Origin of the sequence: Paenibacillus sp. Cedars (genome assembly GCF_003184205.1) — a bacterium.
Taxonomy (GTDB): Bacteria; Bacillota; Bacilli; order Paenibacillales; family Paenibacillaceae; genus Paenibacillus_AQ; species Paenibacillus_AQ glucanolyticus.
Genome location: NZ_CP020866.1, coordinates 3228690 through 3248101 on the forward strand (window position 1 = coordinate 3228690; position 19412 = coordinate 3248101).

Annotated in this window: 19 protein-coding genes; 5 read left to right on the plus strand and 14 right to left on the minus strand. The window is 43.1% G+C overall.

Annotation, left to right across the window (positions count from 1 at the left end; all coding sequences use genetic code 11):
- Window positions 1–12: 12 nt before the first annotated feature.
- From B9D94_RS16385 to B9D94_RS31525, 13 genes are all read right to left on the minus strand, one after another.
- On the minus strand, window positions 13–537 hold the full coding sequence (locus tag B9D94_RS16385) for a phosphotransferase-like protein (protein ID WP_006209851.1): 525 nt from the start codon (window positions 535–537) through the stop codon (window positions 13–15).
- Window positions 538–1131: 594 nt separating this feature from the next.
- Window positions 1132–1413 (minus strand): RNA polymerase alpha subunit C-terminal domain-containing protein, encoded by a 282-nt coding sequence (locus B9D94_RS16390; protein WP_036642829.1) that lies wholly within the window; start codon window positions 1411–1413, stop codon window positions 1132–1134.
- Between the two features lie 274 nt (window positions 1414–1687).
- Window positions 1688–1942 (minus strand): dihydrofolate reductase family protein, encoded by a 255-nt coding sequence (locus B9D94_RS16395; protein ID WP_307719602.1) that lies wholly within the window; start codon window positions 1940–1942, stop codon window positions 1688–1690.
- Entirely contained in the window at window positions 1939–2064 is a 126-nt protein-coding gene (locus tag B9D94_RS31920) for a GrpB family protein (protein WP_081742828.1), read from the minus strand. The genes B9D94_RS16395 and B9D94_RS31920 overlap by 4 nt, the downstream gene beginning before the upstream one ends.
- Window positions 2065–2396: 332 nt before the next feature.
- Window positions 2397–3176, minus strand: a complete 780-nt coding sequence (locus tag B9D94_RS16405) for a hypothetical protein (RefSeq protein ID WP_148247516.1) — start codon at window positions 3174–3176, stop codon at window positions 2397–2399.
- A 224-nt stretch (window positions 3177–3400) separates the two neighbouring features.
- Complete coding sequence (locus B9D94_RS16410; RefSeq protein ID WP_148247517.1) at window positions 3401–4186, minus strand: abortive infection family protein; 786 nt, start codon at window positions 4184–4186, stop codon at window positions 3401–3403.
- 219 nt (window positions 4187–4405) lie between these two features.
- The gene (locus B9D94_RS16415) at window positions 4406–4906 is read right to left on the minus strand and encodes a hypothetical protein (protein ID WP_172963957.1); all 501 of its coding nucleotides are present in this window, start codon (window positions 4904–4906) and stop codon (window positions 4406–4408) included.
- A gap of 140 nt (window positions 4907–5046) precedes the next feature.
- Entirely contained in the window at window positions 5047–5571 is a 525-nt protein-coding gene (locus B9D94_RS16420) for a DUF1643 domain-containing protein (RefSeq protein ID WP_172963958.1), read from the minus strand.
- A gap of 184 nt (window positions 5572–5755) precedes the next feature.
- Window positions 5756–6451 (minus strand): GNAT family N-acetyltransferase, encoded by a 696-nt coding sequence (locus tag B9D94_RS16425; RefSeq protein WP_148247520.1) that lies wholly within the window; start codon window positions 6449–6451, stop codon window positions 5756–5758.
- A 217-nt stretch (window positions 6452–6668) separates the two neighbouring features.
- Window positions 6669–7568 (minus strand): toll/interleukin-1 receptor domain-containing protein, encoded by a 900-nt coding sequence (locus B9D94_RS16430; protein WP_148247521.1) that lies wholly within the window; start codon window positions 7566–7568, stop codon window positions 6669–6671.
- A 225-nt stretch (window positions 7569–7793) separates the two neighbouring features.
- On the minus strand, window positions 7794–8210 hold the full coding sequence (locus B9D94_RS16435; protein ID WP_063479326.1) for a GNAT family N-acetyltransferase: 417 nt from the start codon (window positions 8208–8210) through the stop codon (window positions 7794–7796).
- Between the two features lie 130 nt (window positions 8211–8340).
- Window positions 8341–8871: a phage lytic cycle repressor MrpR family protein gene (locus tag B9D94_RS31520; RefSeq protein WP_253805986.1), complete on the minus strand. Its 531-nt coding sequence runs from the start codon at window positions 8869–8871 to the stop codon at window positions 8341–8343.
- Entirely contained in the window at window positions 8868–9251 is a 384-nt protein-coding gene (locus B9D94_RS31525; protein ID WP_367613777.1) for a phage integrase N-terminal SAM-like domain-containing protein, read from the minus strand. Before B9D94_RS31525 ends, B9D94_RS31520 begins: the two co-directional genes overlap by 4 nt.
- Before the next feature lie 677 nt (window positions 9252–9928).
- Between B9D94_RS31525 and mraY the strand changes: the two genes are divergently transcribed.
- The gene (mraY, locus tag B9D94_RS16445) at window positions 9929–10879 is read left to right on the plus strand and encodes a phospho-N-acetylmuramoyl-pentapeptide-transferase (RefSeq protein WP_172963959.1); all 951 of its coding nucleotides are present in this window, start codon (window positions 9929–9931) and stop codon (window positions 10877–10879) included.
- 150 nt (window positions 10880–11029) lie between these two features.
- Here mraY and B9D94_RS16450 read toward each other — a convergent pair whose 3' ends face one another.
- Entirely contained in the window at window positions 11030–16894 is a 5865-nt protein-coding gene (locus tag B9D94_RS16450) for an Ig-like domain-containing protein (protein ID WP_148247522.1), read from the minus strand.
- 340 nt (window positions 16895–17234) lie between these two features.
- Here B9D94_RS16450 and B9D94_RS16455 point away from each other — a divergent pair, with 340 nt between their 5' ends.
- Genes B9D94_RS16455 through B9D94_RS16470 form a run of 4 tightly spaced genes read left to right on the plus strand, consistent with a single transcriptional unit; the run spans window position 17235 to window position 19329 of the window.
- On the plus strand, window positions 17235–17708 hold the full coding sequence (locus tag B9D94_RS16455; RefSeq protein WP_051449125.1) for a GNAT family N-acetyltransferase: 474 nt from the start codon (window positions 17235–17237) through the stop codon (window positions 17706–17708).
- A 32-nt stretch (window positions 17709–17740) separates the two neighbouring features.
- The gene (locus B9D94_RS16460; RefSeq protein WP_148247523.1) at window positions 17741–18250 is read left to right on the plus strand and encodes a phage tail protein; all 510 of its coding nucleotides are present in this window, start codon (window positions 17741–17743) and stop codon (window positions 18248–18250) included.
- 28 nt (window positions 18251–18278) lie between these two features.
- The gene (locus tag B9D94_RS16465; RefSeq protein ID WP_006209826.1) at window positions 18279–18776 is read left to right on the plus strand and encodes a phage tail protein; all 498 of its coding nucleotides are present in this window, start codon (window positions 18279–18281) and stop codon (window positions 18774–18776) included.
- A 16-nt stretch (window positions 18777–18792) separates the two neighbouring features.
- The gene (locus tag B9D94_RS16470) at window positions 18793–19329 is read left to right on the plus strand and encodes a phage tail protein (protein ID WP_006209825.1); all 537 of its coding nucleotides are present in this window, start codon (window positions 18793–18795) and stop codon (window positions 19327–19329) included.
- Window positions 19330–19412 lie beyond the last annotated feature (83 nt).

Below are 19412 nucleotides of genomic sequence, written 5' to 3' on the forward strand. Positions count from 1 at the left end.
TAATATTTACGATTATTTATCGTTCTTTTTGAATAATGATGTAATAATAATTTCTGCACATTCTTCTGGTGAATTCAAACTTGTATCGACTGAGCAGCTATAGCGAATGTTTTGTGACATTATTTTATTTTGCTCATCTGATTGTTCTTCTCTTCTATCACCACGTTCTATATTTCGTTTACGACAAAGATCTAAAGGACAGTACACCTCAACTATTTCCAAAGGATACCCATTAAAAATATCTTTGACTTTATCATAATGTGGCTTTAACTCAGGCCTTTCAACAAGTATCCCATCGATTAAAACATTCTTTCCATTATCCGAAAATAATTTTGCAGTGTGATACATCATAATTATTACTTCACTTAGATACTTCCAGTAGTCTGTCTGCAGATGTTTATCACCAATCGTATTTTCAAAAAGATCATTGGCAACTACATAAAAAAATGGTTCAGAGTAAGATTGCATAGCTTCTACTATAGAAGTTTTACCTGAACTTGTTATACCATTCAAAAATATAATTCTCCCTTTATCCATGTTTCTCATCTTCCTTTGCATGGGTTTTATGTAGATATACTCTTTCTTATGTTTTATAAGATTTAGGGGGTTTCGGATAACGTTCCCGTATTCACGACGCCGAGTGGCTTAAGGTCACGAAGTGACCGGGTCCGACTGGACTTAGCCTCGCAGGTGTGTCCGCCTGATCCACTTCCTCGAAAACCATCTGGCGGACCGAGGGGCCGGCCCCGATGCGTGAATACATCGTTATAAGATGTCGGCGCTTCTCCGATTCACTTACAAATTTGTTTTAATGGGGTTCCATCCGCTTTTTTGGCTCCATTTTTTCGCCTTCTTCATAATTTCCCATATGAAATCAGTTTTGGCTGAATACTCCGGAGCATATTGAGCCAGCATTCCGGTGAGTGAGAGCCACGTCTCCGGCATTATGAGCCAGCTCTCCGGCAAAGAGAGCCACCCATTTTCTTGAGTGGCTCTCAGGTCTTATTATAGAACTATCGTATTCCGTTAACTTAATGAGTTGTGATACGATTCAGAGATTTTTTCTTTAGGCACAGGTTATTTCTGATTGATCGAACTGGAGTAATGGCTAATCTGAATGACATGTTATTTCTATTTCTTAAATGATAAACCAAACTTCTCTAATGCCATTCTTAGCTTTGGGATCGTACTGGGACCGACACCATGTAGCTTCAAGATATCCGACTCAGCATACTCTGACAGGCGTTGGAGTGAGGTAATATCGTTCCGTTCAAGAGCCCTTCGGGCAGGTGCACCTATCTTGGAGAGAAAATCACTTTCGATCTCTCTTTCTGCCTCACATATAGGGCAAGTTGGGCAATCAGAGCTTTTATAGTAGTCGTGACCATTTTTACAAGTCCTCAAGGTTGTAATAGCCATCGTAATTATCCCCCTTTTCATGCAAACCCTTTATTCCCAAGTATAACATTTTGGAGTTTATTAAGTTTCTCATAAATTGCTTAATTGTCCGTTTGATTGGTTAGCGCTTACGAAGTAAAAGACACTAGGGACGCTTCATCAATATCATCAGGTTATTGAGCAATTCTGCTCTAAAGCTTAACGAGACTGCCTTTACAGATTCATGGCAGCCTAGTTAATTCCCTATATTTATATCGTTCCTTTTTAGGCCGCTGGGTCAACCATAAAACTAAGCTGGAACGTAGGTCAACCTGATCACCTGCTCGCCAATTCGATCGCTTGCCACAAGGCGCAGCGGCGGCCGCGGACCGGCGAAGAACGGCTTGCCGCGACCCAGCACGACTGGATGGAGATAGAGGCGATACTCATCAACGAGACCGAGCTCCGTTAGACTGTGCGCCAACTCCGGCCCGGCAACTTCAATCTCCCCTTCATGCAGAACCTTCAGCCGACGTATGGCCGCTACGAGGTCGCCCTGGATCAGAGAAGCGTTCGGACCGACAAGTCATCATTATCCAGACGATATCGGAAGCCTAATGATGCAAGGCCGGATGCAACACTCTCCATGAACACTAAATTCTTAACAGATATTTGAATATCAATGATGGGCTTTGCAGCTAATCCAGTTACTGCAGTTGGTGATCAATTCTTAGTATGTCAGAGCCAATCATTGTCGTGATCTTGGTTTGTAATTCATTGAATAGATTCGGCCAATTATAGCTGTATCGCTCAATAACGATTGGATCCTTCATTGAAATCACCAACTCAAATGATTTTAAATGCCCTTCGCCGATTTCTTATAACGTTCTTGTATTCACGACCCGGCGTATGCCGGGTGTCCGACGAATGTCGGACCCAGGGCCGGATGGACCGCAGCGTAAATATTATGTTAGATGATGTCGGTACTTCTACGAATATACTCAGAATTTATTTTGTAACTACTTATTTCTATTTTCTAAAAATTTATTGATTTCTTTGATGACCCATTGACGCTTTTCAATTATCTTCTTCTGTTCTTTATCTTGAGCATTCATACCATTTATACTTCTATTAATTTGTTCAAGCACCGATTCAGCATTATTTTTGAAAGTTTTCAAAAGCATAAAATTTATAAAATAGTGTCCATCCGATTCATCTTCTAAAAACATATTTCCTTTAAAGGTATTTTCCATCAAGTAAGGATAAAGATCATAATCTTCATATTCAGTTGGTATCAAAGTCAAGCTTATGATATTTGGATCTATTACGATTCTAGGGGTGCTAGCTAATTGGTTTTCTAAAAGATAAGCTTTAATAAAAGCAGGACCAAAGCATATATTTTTTTCATGGAATATCGGTCCCCACGTTAAACCACCTCGCAGTAGTACTCCTTCGTTTAAAAATCTAGCTTGCAAATAAGAAAGTAAACTACACATATTCATTATATTGTTGATATTATGAAATTTAAGACCATCTATTTCTGGTACAACAATGTCTGTACTTAAAATGATGCTGTCTGAGAATTGAGTATAGTTTACTTTTAGCTTTGACACAGTATTATTACCGACATCTTCTGAAAATTGGTAAAGTTCTTCTTCCCGCTTAATAAAACTCTCTATGTCTTTAAGGGAACTTAGTAACATCTGTGCTTTACTATCATTAGTTTCACTTTCTTTAACTAGATTTGAAAAGCCCAAAATATCGATGAAAGCCACTAATTTATTTTGATATGTACTCAATGTACTCACTCTCCATTCATCTTAATAAATGCGGTTTAGTAAATATTTTAACAACTTTTGATTTGGCCGATTTCATCTAACGTTCCTGTATTCACGAACCCCAAAGGGGTTGTCTGCTGAAATCCCTCTTCGAAATCCATCCACAGACCAAGGCTCCGAAGGAGCTGCTGCTTGAATATTATGTTAGTTGATGTTCGACACTTCTTGATATCGCTCTCAAAAATTCATACTTTAGAATCGATATACTGCAAAATACTTCTGAATAAATTTATTACAAGTTTAGCTTCAGGCTCTCCTATGATTTGTTCATTAGGGTGAGAGTATGATCTATTGTTTCTTATCCCATTTAAATTTTCTAAAAGCTTCCCAATTGCATTGATAATTTGATTGATAGGAAGATGGCTTTCTGCATTATCTATCAGAATACTCGGATGTTCTTGTTTCAATTTACTCCAATAGTCTTGTATTTTTGGATTGTTTTCAGTAATCGTAAGCCCTGCATTATTACAAGTTTCTTTTAAATATCCATGTAAGGCAGTATGCGCCCTATCGACAGCACTTCTACAATCATGTTCCGAAATCAATGTCTGACAGTGGTCTAATGTCTCTTGTACAAATTGGTAGTTATACGTTAAATCTTGTACGGCAAGTAATCCTTTGCCCTTTAAATCAGGTATCCATGATAACATGCTTGCATGAATTCTTTGTTTTTGTTTGAATTCTCCTTCAGTTAAATGCCCATCAGTAAACCGATCCTCAAAATGTTCTAAAGGATATTTGTCGATTACTCCTTGTATAATTTTTGACTGAACTAATGGATCTGCTTGAGATAATATTGCTATAAATCTTTCTCTTGTTGTTCCATTAAATTCATTAGGATCAATATCTAAACCACAATATGCAGGATAGAATTCAGCGTGAGAGGCGTATGAAAAGTTTCCTAAGTAGCCACCGCTGACTCCAATATAAGCGACCACACTATTCACTTCTTTTCCACTCAATCTTTCCATAATTGTTCAACTCCAAAATCTCTATTTATCGGTTTGTCGAATTTCAGCTAACGTTGCCGTATCCACGACGTCCCACCGACTTAAGCGACCTACGGGAGGGCCGCGATGCAGTTAGTCGGTGCGGATGTGTCCCGCCTGATTCTACTTCTCTGTCAATCTCTTCGGGCGTACCGAGGCGCCGTCAGGTTCCAATGCGTGGATATAATGTTAGATGAAGTTCTACTCTTCCTTGAGTAGCTCACTAAAATCATTATATGCTGTTTCGAAAATCCTCAATTCTTCAAGTGTTGATTCAATTACTTCTTCTTCACTACCATAGATTCCTTGAGAGGCTAAATAATATCGATCTTCTATAATGTCTAATAATTTCAGTGTTTCTTCATCATCTCCAATAGCACTTCCCTGAATTAACAAGCTAGATATGTATGAAAACATTTGATCCTTTGTAATCTCATTTTTTAGATACTTCAACCTAATTTCATAAAGGATTATAAATAAAGGTGTTCTAAGTTCAAATTTGTTATAGATTAATTTCAGTAAAGAAAGGATTTCATCAAGACCTTTTTCCTGGGACAAAGATAATTCAATGAGTTCATATGGCACTTCATATTTTTCTAAACAATCATCAGCCCAATCGATTACTTGATCTCTTTTAATTAATCCAATAGCAAGTCCAAGATAATAATAAGCAGCACTTATTTTTAATTTTTTACTTTTCAAGAATTTCATCGCCCTTAGTAGAATTTCATCTAACGTTTCTGTATTCACGACGTCCGACGTAGTCGGATGTGTCCGGCTCCTGCCGGACCGAGGACGAATGTCCGATGCGAGAATATTATGTTATGTGATGTAGCGTACTTCTATGAGTAATCTACAAGTTTCAATTCACCTAATCTACTTGGATGTCTTCCCTTACGTTTTTGTTCATCGATAAAGCATTTAATTTGCTTCGGCTTTTCTTTTTTGTTTATGTTTTTGATAATTTTATGTACCTCACATTTTCTTTTTTTATATTTGTTCTCATCAGACCCCCATGCAATTATTAATAGATCGATATTTTTAAATGCTTTTGTAATCCACTTATCATTCCTTCTCCCCGTATTAGCTATCGTGCTAACAAGAGCTGAATGCTTTGGAGCAACAAAAGCAAATAAATTAACTACCCTTAAAGTTGTATAGCCCTTATCAAGAAGCATATTAAAAACTTTCATTATAGATAGATCTAATTTGTATTCATTAGCGTAACTAGGATTCAACATAATGATTGTTGCCGTTTTTTGACGTCCTTCAACTTTATCTACAGCACTCTTTTCTAAATAATATCTGTAGAATCTATTGGCGTCAGAGTAGATCGCTTTTGTTGTTATAGTTCCTATTGCTTTCATTTTTAAAATCTCCCTAAAAGATTTGTATTTCAATGCTATTTCACATAACGTTCCTGTATTCATGAACCCCAAAGGGGTTGTCTGCTGAAATCCATCTCTGAAATACATCTTGCAGACCAAGCTCCGTCAGGAGCGCAGCTTGAATATTATGTTAGACGAAGTACTTGACTTCTTCGATTTGCTTTCAAATTTTCATTTTGTTTACTTGTACTTCCATTAAAATAGATTTACTTCTTTCTTTTGTTACCCTCTTAAAACCACACCGTTTGTAATATCTTGATAGTCCACTTGAACTGTTAAAGTCTAACTGAGATTCTGAAAGCTTTGACTGCATTGGCTTAGCAATTAAGAAAACAATACCTTGAGCATTTCTTAATAAATACTTGAATGTATGGTTAATCAACTTTATTCCGATCTCTTCCCCTCTAAAATTAGGGTGAACATCTAACCGTTGTATATAGTATAAACTTCCAAAATGAAAATGTTCATTGTAAACATCTTCATCAACTATTTGATCTGCCCTTGCACCAATTATAGCGTGATCCCCATCTAGAACATCTAACCAATTAAACCATGATGTTTCCATCTCCTCTTTCCAATCATCTGGAAATTCAGTAATGTTTAAACTTGCAATTATTATTTGATTATCTTCTACATAGTATTTAGCTTTAATTTGATTCTCAATCTCCTCGGTTAAAGAGTATTCCAATTCAATAAGATCAAGTGGATATACAAGTTTTATAGAGTGATATATTGGAGTATATTCATCAAGCTTTATCTCTGGGAATTCGAACAGCCTACCATATGTCACCAATTTAACTTGAGGTGAAATTTCAATTTTCATTAATCCGTTTTCAAATGTTTCAAATTCAATATACATATCGTATTAATCTCCTTATTTTTCAAGTATTTCGGATAACGTTTGGGTATTCACGAACCGAGAGCCTTAAGTGACCGGAGGGAACGGGTCGTCAGACTTAGGCTCGCAGGACTTGTCCGCTGAAACTACTCCCCTGCCAAAATCTCCTGCGGGCCGAGGGCATTAGAACAACGCGTGAATACTTTGTTAGCCGATGTTCTTTTCTTCTTTGCACCACTTACAACTTATCTCCTTTGTACCAATTAAACTTATTAATGATCTCTTTTGCTGCTTCATGGATTTCATTACCTCTTGAAAATCGTTCAGTATGATAATAAGGCTTACCGGTTGGAGTACCATTTTCCGAATTAAAGTCATCTATAAATCTCCATACGTACTCATCACATACGTCAACCGAGTTGCCAATGTATGTATCGAAATCACTTACTTTAATGTTATTAGGATTTGATTCATTCTTAAAACTTACCATATAAGCATTACTTTCTCCAACTAACTTAATTGAGATAGATTTGCTTAAATACGCATTCTCCTGTTTAATAGAGCAATAAAAAGTTATGGAGTATTCATTGGCAGTACCACCAACCCACGCAGACCACTTGTAGTCATACGCTCTATCAACTAATGTTGTTACTAATTGTTCAAATTCTTTAATTTTATATTTTTTCCAATTAACTTTCTTGTTTTTTACAAACTTTCTCCAGTTATCTTGTGTTATTGCTTCTGTTTCTTCAATGCCAAATATAGTAGCTAATTCACTAAAACCACTTTCATAATCACTTCTGAAATCTGCAAATCTGCGATCTGATAAAAAATATGGTATCTGACATTCTCTATAAAAAATCGGCAAGACAAAAACTTTTTTTGTTTGCATTTGCTTTACCCATGCAGCCCCTAGCTCACTCTTAACCCACTCTGAATTAAGCGCCTCTGGTGATAATACTATCCCTAGAAATTCGTTCTCTCTAATTCCCTCTTCAATTTTCCATGTAATAGAATCACCGATTTTTATTTCCCACTTATCAAACCAAACATTAACACCTATTCTTTTTAAATCTCTTGCAAGTTTTTCTACAAATGGCTTGTCAATACTTGTATGACTAAGAAATATACTAGGCATTTTTATTTCTCCTTTTATTTGCAAGAATTTCGGCTAACGTTTGTGTGTTCCCGACGCCTCACCGACTTAAGCCTGAAGAGCGGCCGCGATGCGGTTAGTTGGTGCAGGTGTGTCTGACAGAATCCTCTTCTTCGAAATTCCTCGGGCAGACCAAGGTTCCGTAGGAACCGAAGTGGGAACATGGTGTTATGTGAAGTTCCTGACTTCCTGAATATACTTTCAAAATCATTCCTTATTCAATGTGCATTTAAATCGTTCTACTCCAGGATACTTCTCTCCTAAACTTGTAATGTTAAAACCGATCTTTCTGTAAAAGTTCACTGCATTCTTATCGGTTTCGGCTTCCATTCTTCTTATAAGATTCTCTTCCATAAATTCCATTATTAATTTCTTTCCTAATCCTTTTCTTCTATTGTTAGATTTTATTGCTATATGTTTTAATTCAATTTCATAATCTGTTTGATAAATAATTCCGATAAGTCCGACTAATTCATGATTTTCCATTCTTCCCAGTAATATTCTTGATTTATCATTCTTATATCGTTCATATTCTTGAATTACTCGGTTATTATCTGGATACATACATTCAGCTAGCAAATTCATTATTTCCTTTCGATCTTTATAGTCCATTAGGTTAATCATGGATTTCACCTGATTTCTATGAGTTTAGTTCTTTCAGGAATTTCACATAACATCTTTTTCACGAACTTCGCAAAATTATCATCTCTTGAGATGTTTACGAACTTCGTGAACACACCTTCAACAACCAAGTTTACGACTCCTCTTCCATTTGATCTAACGGACTTTTAATCCTTCTTATGTCCTTCACACTCACATGTGTGTACCTTTCGGTGGTGCGTACACTTTGATGACCGAGCAACTCTTGAATGAAGCGAATGTCAATTCCACCTTCCAATAGATGTGTGGCGAATGAATGGCGTAAGGCGTGAATACTAACCTTTTTCTGGATTCCAGAGGCAGCACGTGCTTGTTCGAACACTTTTTGAACAGTTCGTTCAGTCATATGGCGCTCTGGGTGTTGACCTGGGAACATCCACATCTCAGGCTTTTCTTGTTGTAAATACGGTTGAACAATATCAATAGCTGAATCGGATAACAGCGTAAGACGGTCCTTTCGACCTTTGCCTTGAGAAACTCGAAGTGTCTTTCGCTCGAAATCAATGTCTTGAGTTTTCAAACGGACCACTTCCCCTACCCGTAATCCTGAGGAATAGGTAAGGTATAGGATCGCACGATGTTTTAAATTATGGAGTGCTTTTAAGATTAACATCACTTCGTTCATCGATAACACATTCGGCAACTTCTTTTCTTTCTTAGGGCGAACATAGAGACGGTTTCCTCATGCAATAATACTTTATGAGCGTAGAATTTGATCGCGCTGAGCGCTTGATTAACATAGGAATGGGAACATTTCCTATGAAGCAAGTGCAAGGAATAACTCTGAATCATTTTCTCGTGATCCATCCCATTATTTTGCTGCTGTACAAAAGCATCAAATCGATGGACTTGACTACAATAAGCTTTTATCGTTTTTTTGCTATAACCTCGAAGCTGCAGTGCATGAACGAAAGACCTTTTTATCGACTCATTCCATGAATAGATTGGAATGTGATCCTGCATGTTAACTTCATTCTTAAACAAGCTGCACTCTTTCATCAACATGCTATCAACATGAATCTTCGTTCCTTCAAAAAGTGTATGCAACTGTCGAATGGATTCGGTACATTCTCACCCTCCCATTATAGCAGCAACCTAATTATTGGAAAGCAAAAAGAGCTCACAATCGCCGTAATCGACGTTGTAAGCTCCCGATACTTTCGGTGCTGTCCATCCTTTATGATCCAACCCCATTCAACTCAGTAATATTACATTTAGGGGTTTAAAATGCTTTTAGCCATTAAATAGATTAAACCATAATTAGAGTAGCCATGGCTACTTCATTTCTCACCTTACTTCAAACACGAAGATGCAGTGCAAGCGAAATCTTCGTACTGCACTTTCCGTGTAACATGATAACGAGTAGCGTAGCAAATCGATTTTGATGTTACACGCCGTCTTCGAATAACTCACAACTTAAGATATATATCCATCTGCGTTCAGTGGCATTCTTACCTAAAGAATAGAGTATACGTAATTGTTACTGCAGCTCCTCGTTTCACGAGACCATCTTGTGGTGGATCTTGAAGGGGGATCCCTACACTCCATGGGAAATGACGGCCATGGTATTACAATTGTCCATTGACGTACCCTACCAATTCTAGAAATCAGAAGGAATATTTGTCCATTTCATCGAAATACAATGTACTAATACGAAATCGATAGAAAGTGATGTGTATCTTATGAACGGAATTCTGGGCGTATCCGGACTATCATTCCTGCTGGTGACACTCTTTACGCCACTGCTCATCTGGGCATTACGCACCTTAAAGCTTACACAGCCGATACGGACCGAGCTGCCTCCCGATCATCAGGCCAAACGCGGGACGCCGTTAATGGCTGGGCTTATTCTGCTGGTTGGCGTGGCCATGTCACTGCAGTTTCATCCTGCGCCACTTACGGTTTTTTTGTGCTCATCCTTTCTCTTGTTCAGCTCCATCGGGTTTATGGATGATTTCAAAAAAGCAGCCTGGCAGGACCCCTCCGGTATTTCCGGACGCATGAAACTCGTGCTCCAGTTCCTGTTTACCGGTATACTGCTGTATGTGTTATTCCAGTCCTTCTCGCTGACAAGTGAGATCACGCTATTCCATGGATTTCAGCTTCATCTGCCTGTCAGCGTATACATCATCGTCATGCTATTATTCATTGTAGGGTCGGCTAATGCCATCAACTTTACCGATGGTTTGGACGGGCTGTTAATCAATGTGGCGATACCTACCTACTTTTTCTTCTTTCTGATCTCCGATAAACCCGAGGTGCAGATGTTCTCGCTGGTCATGATTGGCTGTCTGCTCGGCCTGCTGCTCTATAATATTTATCCTGCCCGAGCGTTCATGGGTGATACTGGATCACTGGCCATTGGCGGGTCCCTGTCGTTTCTGGCCGTCATTGAGAAGGTCGAAATTCTGATTCCGCTTCTGTTCTTCATCTATTTGGCTGAACAGCTTTCCGTCATTCTGCAGGTATGGTATTACAAGCGCACCAAGCTGCGGTTGTTCCGGATGACGCCTATCCACTACCACTTCAGTCTCAAGTATGGCTGGAGCGAGAACAAAATCGTGATGGTATTCGGGTTTGTTTCTTGGTTTATGGCTCTGTTCTGTTGGGTGCTTGTAAAGTATGCAATGTAGGGACTCTGAAATAGGGTGAACGTCGGTATAGCATATCGCCATCCGTGTATTGCGATTCATCAGAGACTTGGACAAAACCTCTAGGTTTTGAAGTAATTCACAAAACTAAAGGATCAGACCGCTAGGGCCTGATCCTTTAGTTTTCTTAAATTATTGAATCAAATCCGACTTCCTGAGTAATTTCTGAAGTAGTGTAGCAACTTCAGCACGAGTGATTTTGCTCTTTGGTTGAATGGTATTGGTTGTTCTACCATTTATAATATTCAGGTCTAAACCTGCGGCTATATGATCTCGAGCATAGCTTGAAATCGATGCTGCATCTTTATAGCCATCTAGCAGTCTGTTTACTCGCTCAGGAGATAAGTCAGGATTGATGCCCGTGATATTCATTGCTTTGGCAATGATAGTCATAGCTTGTTCTCGAGTAATCGTGTCCATGGGTGCGAACCGAGAACCACTATAACCCTCAATTAACTGATAATCATGAGCAGTTTGGATATAATCAGCAAACCAATCGGACTTATTTACATCCACAAACGAAATTTCGCCATTTACCGGCATCAAACCAAGTGCCCGTACAACCATAGCCACGAACTCTGCACGCGTAATATCCCTATTCGGTTCGAATAAATTCTGGCCCATCCCAGTAACAATCATTCGTGATCCCATGTCATTGATTGCATGCTGTGCCCAATGATCTGTCACATCAGCAAACTCGACTGGATGCCAGACCAAGGTGTACATACTATTGGTCAAGCTGTTAACCACTGCATAATAACGATTGTCTTTTTTCTGTACATATGTCGGTACATGATGAGTGGAACCATCCAATCCTACAACAATCCCTGTCGTGATTTGATTCGGATCCACTGTCTCTGGAATAGGAATAACCCGTTCAACATAACGAGTGAAGCGATTTAATTCTATTTTTGCACCGTTAAACTCAGCCATTAAGGTAAAATGAACAGGCTCCACTAAAAGTGAAACTCCTTTTCGATTCAACACACTTTGGGCAAGGCTTGTTTCTGATGATAGGGCTTTAGACATCATGATTTCAATCGTCACTTCAGATAACGAAGCATCTGCCCCAAGTTGGTCCGCTATAGCTACAATTGGGAATTGATCCGCATGTATTCTGTAAGAAGCCATTGGGGTAACCAGCTCCAATACGGCTGATTGATCTGCCATCCTTTTAACAACATTAGCTGTCAGCAGTCCCACAATGGAGTCAGATGAAACATCAACTGGAATAGTAACTACGGCATTCTTACCTTCTCTCTCTAACCACTCTATCAGTTTATCTGGGTCAGGAGTAATGGTTGTTATTTTTCGATGGTCAACGACCTTCGTTTCCAGCTTGCCGATATTCTCTGACTTGCCATTGATCATTACAGGCACACCACCTGGATCCGGTTGTGACGGATTCGGAGACGGTGTTCCGCTGCCTTGAGAACCACCAGCGCTACCGTTATTGCCTGAATTTCCTGGATTCTCCCCACCGCCTGAGCTGCTTGGAGGATTTACGGTCAACACCAGGTTAGCAGTTGCTATCTCTCCATTCCCATAAACAGCCGTTATTACTGAAGAATGGGTTCCTGCTGGTAAGCCTGTCACAGGACGTACCGTCCAACTGTCGATACTTTCACCTGCAGCTACAATTCCTCCATTCCCCTCAACGATAAATTTGCCGGGTTCACTGGATGTAAGACTGTTGATCGTAGTATCGACCATCCCTGTATTCCTGATGATCAATTTTTTTGCTGGAGGCTGTTCGTAACCAACTGTTACAGGCGTAAAGGAAGGTGCAACAATACTCAATACAGGCAAACTTTCTGATATATCCTCAAACTCAGCACTAATGGTTACATCCCCACTTGGCATGACAAAGCTTCCATCTGTGATGGGGAAGTCTGTGGAATTGAAAGTGTATTTCAGTGATCCAACTTTCAGTCTCTTACCAAAATCCGGTACAGTGTTCAAGCTGATAACACTACCTGCTGAAGCAACAGAAGGGGTAGCTGTTATATGGCCGCCATTCAAATGGCTTATCGTTACCGTATACACATCAATATCACTGACTACTGTAATCGTAGCGCTGCCGGACTTCGTGCTGTCCACGGTTGAAGTTGCCGTAACCGTATACTGGCCCGGGGCAGTGTTAGGAGCCACACTCACCAATCCATTCCCATCCACGGTCACATTGCCACTCGAGTCACTGCTGGTCCACGTTACTGTTTGGGCCGCGCCGCCGCTGACATTCACTGTTGCAGTCAGCTGTTCCGTTCCTCCCTGCACGACGGTTGCATTGGCCGGACTGACCGTCACGCTGTTTACCACTGGCGCCGCGGTGACTGTAATCGTGGCGCTGCCGGACTTCGTGCTGTCCACGGTCGAAGTTGCCGTAACCGTGTACTGGCCCGGCACGGTGTTAGAAGCCACACTCACCTTTCCGTTCCCATCCACGGTCACATTGCCACTCGAGTCACTACTGCTCCACGTTACCGTTTGCACCGCGCCGCCGCTGACATCCACCGTTGCAGTCAGCTGTTCCGTTCCTCCCTGCACTACGGTTGCACTGGCCGGGCTGACCGTCACGCTGTTTACCACTGGCGCCGCGGTGACTGTAATCGTGGCGCTGCCGGACTTCGTGCTGTCCACGGTTGAAGTTGCCGTAACCGTGTACTGGCCCGGAGTTGTGTTAGAAGCCACACTCACCATTCCATTCCCATCCACGGTCACATTGCCACTCGAGTCACTGCTACCCCACGTTACCGTTTGCGCCGCGCCGCCGCTGACATTCACCGTTGCAGTCAGCTGTTCCGTTCCTCCCTGCACCACAGTTGCATTGGCCGGAGAAACTGTCACGCTGTTTACCACTGGCGCCGCAGTGACTGTAATCGTAGCGCTGCCGGACTTCGTGTTGTCCACGGTTGAGGTTGCCGTAACCGTATACTGGCCCGGGGCAGTGTTAGGAGCCACACTCACCTTTCCATTCCCATCCACGGTCACATTGCCACTCGAGTCACTGCTGCTCCATGTTACCGTTTGGGCTGCGCCGCCGCTGACATCCACTGTTGCAGTCAGCTGTTCCGTTCCTCCCTGCACCACAGTTGCATTGGCCGGAGAAACCGTCACGCTGTTTACCACTGGCGCCGCGGTGACTGTAATCGTGGCGCTGCCGGACTTACTGCTGTCCACGGTTGATGTTGCCGTAACCGTATACTGGCCCGGCGCGGTGTTAGAAGCCACACTCACCAATCCATTTGCATCCACGGTCACATTGCCACTCGAGTCACTGCTGCTCCATGTTACCGTTTGGGCTGCACCGCCGCTGACATCCACCGTTGCAGTCAGCTGTTCCGTTCCTCCCTGCACCACAGTTGCATTGGCCGGAGAAACCGTCACGCTATTTACCACTGGCGCCGCGGTGACTGTAATCGTGGCGCTACCGGACTTACTGCTGTCCACGGTTGATGTTGCCGTAACCGTATACTGGCCCGGCGCGGTGTTAGAAGCCACACTCACCAATCCATTTGCATCCACGGTCACATTGCCGCTCGAGTCACTGCTGCTCCACGTTACCGTTTGCACCGCGCCGCCGCTGACATCCACTGTTGCAGTCAGCTGTTCCGTTCCTCCCTGCACCACAGTTGCACTGGCCGGGCTGACCGTCACGCTGTTTACCACTGGCGCCGCGGTGACTGTAATCGTGGCGCTGCCGAATTTACTGCTGTCCACGGTTGATGTTGCCGTAACCGTGTACTGGCCCGGGGTTGTGTTAGAAGCCACACTCACCTTTCCGTTCGTATCCACGGTCACATTCCCACTCGAGTCACTGCTGCTCCATGTTACTGTTTGGGCCGCGCCGCCGCTGACATTCACTGTTGCAGTCAGCTGTTCCGTTCCTCCCTGCACTACGGTTGCATTGGCCGGACTGACCGTCACGCTGTTTACCACTGGCGCCGCGGTGACTGTAATCGTGGCGCTGCCGGACTTACTGCTGTCCACGGTTGATGTTGCCGTAACCGTATACTGGCCCGGCGCGGTGTTAGAAGCCACACTCACCAATCCATTTGCATCCACGGTCACATTGCCGCTCGAGTCACTGCTGGTCCACGTTACTGTTTGCGCCGCGCCGCCGCTGACATCCACCGTTGCAGTCAGCTGTTCCGTTCCTCCCTGCACCACAGTTGCATTGGCCGGGCTAACCGTCACGCTGTTTACCACTGGCGCCGCGGTGACTGTAATCGTGGCGCTGCCGGACTTCGTGCTGTCCACGGTCGAAGTTGCCGTAACCGTGTACTGACCCGGCACGGTGTTAGGAGCCACACTCACCATTCCATTCCCATCCACGGTCACATTGCCACTCGAGTCACTGCTGCTCCATGTTACCGTTTGGGCTGCACCACCGCTGACATCCACCGTTGCAGTCAGCTGCTCCGTTCCTCCCTGCACGACGGTTGCATTGGCCGGAGAAACTGTCACGCTGTTTACCACTGCCGCCGCGGTGACTGTAATCGTAGCGCTGCCGGACTTCGTGCTGTCCACGGTCGAAGTTGCCGTAACCGTGTACTGGCCCGGCACGGTGTTAGAAGCCACACTCACCATTCCATTCCCATCCACGGTCACATTGCCACTCGAGTCACTGCTGCTCCATGTTACCGTTTGGGCTGCACCGCCGCTGACATCCACCGTTGCAGTCAGCTGCTCCGTTCCTCCCTGCACGACGGTTGCATTGGCCGGAGAAACTGTCACGCTGTTTACCACTGCCGCCGCGGTGACTGTAATCGTGGCACTGCTGGACTTCGTGCTGTCCACGGTCGAAGTTGCCGTAACCGTGTACTGGCCCGGCACGGTGTTAGAAGCCACACTCACCTTTCCGTTCCCATCCACGGTCACATTGCCACTCGAGTCACTGCTGCTCCATGTTACCGTTTGGGCTGCACCGCCGCTGACATCCACCGTTGCAGTCAGCTGTTCCGTTCCTCCCTGCACCACAGTTGCATTGGCCGGGCTGACCGTCACGCTGTTTACCACTGGGACAGGAGCTGATTTAATATGACCGTCATAAGTTAGATTGTCATAGCCTACGGCGACTGCTCGTCCTCCACCTATACCAATGTCAGCAAAATCAATGGACGAGGAAGCCTTACTCCATTCCTCAAGCCAATCAACTCCATTTCGTGAGCTTGCTACTCTTTCATTTGTGCTGACTGTATAAAATTTACCTGCGGCATAGGTCACTGAGGCTAGGCCCATTCCGTTGTAATTCAGAACCGTTGCCTTCGTCCAGGATATGCCATCATTAGACACGTAGGCCTGACCGGCTTCTCCTACCGCTACAAACACATGATTTCCGTACGCAATATCAAAAATCGCTTGGCCTCGATTCGTTGTGTAGACTTGCGCCCAACTTAATCCATCAGTCGATCGATAAATTTTGGTGGCTTCTCCATCCATATAGGTTGTGGCAATATACACCCCATCACCGTACGTTACCCTGTAGAAATTAGGGACTGAATTGTCGGTATACACCACTTCCGGTTTGCTATTTCCTATGAATGAATACAATTTGTCTTGTCCCGCTAATACATAACGATTGGTGTCCGCACTGTAAGCAATATCATTGATATGTGTGTTTTTTAACGTTGCATCCAAAGATGTCCAGGCTGTTACGGGATCATTGGTTTTATAAACCCCATCGGATCCAGTAAGATACCAAGTTGAATTCAGAAATTTGACATTAGAAGGTTCTAATGTCATCCCAAGATTACGATTATCCCATGTCACAGCATCAGTAGACACATGATAGTCTAGATAATAACCCAGCGACATCCATTTACCATTGCCGTACTCCACAAATGTCTGCAGACTACCCGGTACGTGATGCACATTACTCCAATTAGCAGCGTTAACTTTGGAAGAGAAAATCCCACCGCTAATAGAACTAAAAAGCAACATGCCTGCCAACGAACTCTGAATGAAACGATTCAACCCTCTTTTTCTTGAAAACATACCCGCCCCCCATATTTAAGTGTATTTGGCTAGTTCACTCATTGCCTTATTCATTTCCCGATGATGGCTTTGTGAATGAAGGAAATGGAAATTACTTTCATCATAAACGAGACTCTCATTAAGGTAAATATAAAATTAGGGACTTTTCTCACAATGTAAAGACTTTTAGCCCACTTCAATCTACCTTTCATATTCTAATTCCATAATCTCAGAAACATAATTCGCCATTATTCGATATAAAATCACAAAATTTTAATGACAGCCCCTTTCCCATCTGTTATAAACAAATTATGACAACGATGTTGCAGCCCCTACTCTTAAATAAGGGAGAAAATAAACATTGATTGATACAGTTGCAGCAAGACCTGAAGATGAGATCTTTTTGTTTCAATTGTATTCATTGACTCGAGCAGACGAATTACAAAATTGGGGCTGGGGAGTAGAAGAGCAGGAGCAGTTTTTGCGTATGCAATGGAGAGCTCAAACCATGTCTTATGCTTCTTCTTACCCAGATGCCATTCGTATGATCGTCCGTTACAATGGTGCGCCTGTCGGTCAAATATATGTGCTTGATCAGGGAGCAAGATGGGTGCTAATTGATATTTCTCTTCTTCCGGAGTACCGCAATCAAGGCATAGGGACTCGTTTGATCATGGATTTACAACATCGGGCAACTCATGCCAATGCAGCTGTTCGTTTAAGCGTACTTCCTATGAACAGGGCATTGAGTTTGTACCAGAAGCTTGAGTTTGTTCCTGTACACAGCGAGGGTATTCATCAGGTAATGGAATGGCGTGCTTCAAAAACAAAGTAGGTCTGAATCATAATTTGGCGAGGTGAGAACAAATGAGTGAAGCTTTTTTAGGTGAAATTCGTATGTTTGCGGGAAATTTTGCCCCTCAAGGGTGGGCATTGTGTAATGGACAAATACTATCTATTGCTGGAAATGAAGCTCTATACACCCTACTCGGTACGCTTTATGGCGGAGATGGCCAGAACACCTTTGCCTTGCCCGACTTACAGGGCAGAGTTGCCGTTCATCCAAGTACTGCGTATGCAAGGGGACAAAAAGCAGGGGCTCAGGAGGTTACACTAAATTCAAATCAACTTCCGGCACATACGCATCAGGTATACACAGCCTCGGACTCCTCCACGATCTCCTCGACTCCAACGAATGCAACATGGGCTGATTCACCACGCAAAATATATTCCACTGCAACCGGAGTCAGCACAGTGAATATGAATAACACCGCCGTATATTCAACTGGTGGAAATCAGCCTCATAACAACATGATGCCTTCGACTGTCATCTCGTTCATTATCTCTCTAGAAGGCACTTTCCCGCCTCGACCTTAAAACAAAATACAATTCAGGAGGTAAGCGCATGTCAGAACCTTTTTTGGGCGAGATTCGATTGTTCGCCAATAACTACGCCCCCAGAAACTGGGCTTTTTGTGAAGGACAAATACTGTCGATTAACAGCAATCCGGCCCTTTTCTCTTTGCTCGGCACCGTCTACGGGGGAAATGGAGTTTCTACTTTTGCACTTCCTGATTACCGTGGCCGAGTCCCCATTCATGTTTCCCAAACCATCCCGCTGGGCTCTGCCCAAGGTGAAGCTTCACATACGCTAACATCTAATGAGATGCCAATACATACTCACCAAGCCGTTGCTTCTCAAACCAATCCGACGATGGCATCTCCTCTGAACAATGTATGGGCCGCTGTTCCAAACTCATTTGGATCGTCAGTAGGGCAAAATCCAATGAATTCAGGAAGTCTCTCCACAGCGGGTGGCTCACAAGCCCATAACAATATGCAGCCTTACACGGTTTTGAATTACGCTATTGCGATTGAGGGAATTTTTCCTTCTCGCAACTAATAAGGAGGACAATACTATGGCTGAGGCATATATCGGAGAGATCCGAATTTTTGCAGGCAATTTCGCGCCGAAAGGCTGGGCTTTATGTAATGGGCAGTTATTGTCAATAGCCCAAAACACAGCGCTATTCTCTGTGCTGGGCATCCAGTATGGAGGTGATGGGAGGAGCACCTTTGCATTGCCAAATTTAATGGGTTCAGCTGTAATACATCAAGGGACGGGAACGGGTTTGTCGCCGCGGCATGTTGGGGAGAAACTTGGTGAGCCGACGGTCACATTAACACAAACGGAGATTCCCGCTCATACGCACACGCCTCAAGGCATTGTTGCAACTGGGAATCAGAATTCACCTAAAGATGCTTACTGGGCCCAAGCTCCCAAACCTATACCGACTGCACCGCAACCTCCGTTGTATAACAACACTGCTGACACACAGATGGCACCTTTGGCTGTGGGGGTAGCTGGTTCTTCCTTACCTCATAATAATATGCAGCCTTTTATCGCCCAAAATTTTATCATTTGTTTGCAAGGCGAATTTCCTTCTCGTGGCTAAGCTTTAAAGCATTCAATAGATTCAAAAAAGAGGCGTCCATTATGGGCGCCTCTTACATTACAGATCCGTCAGTAGGGATTCAA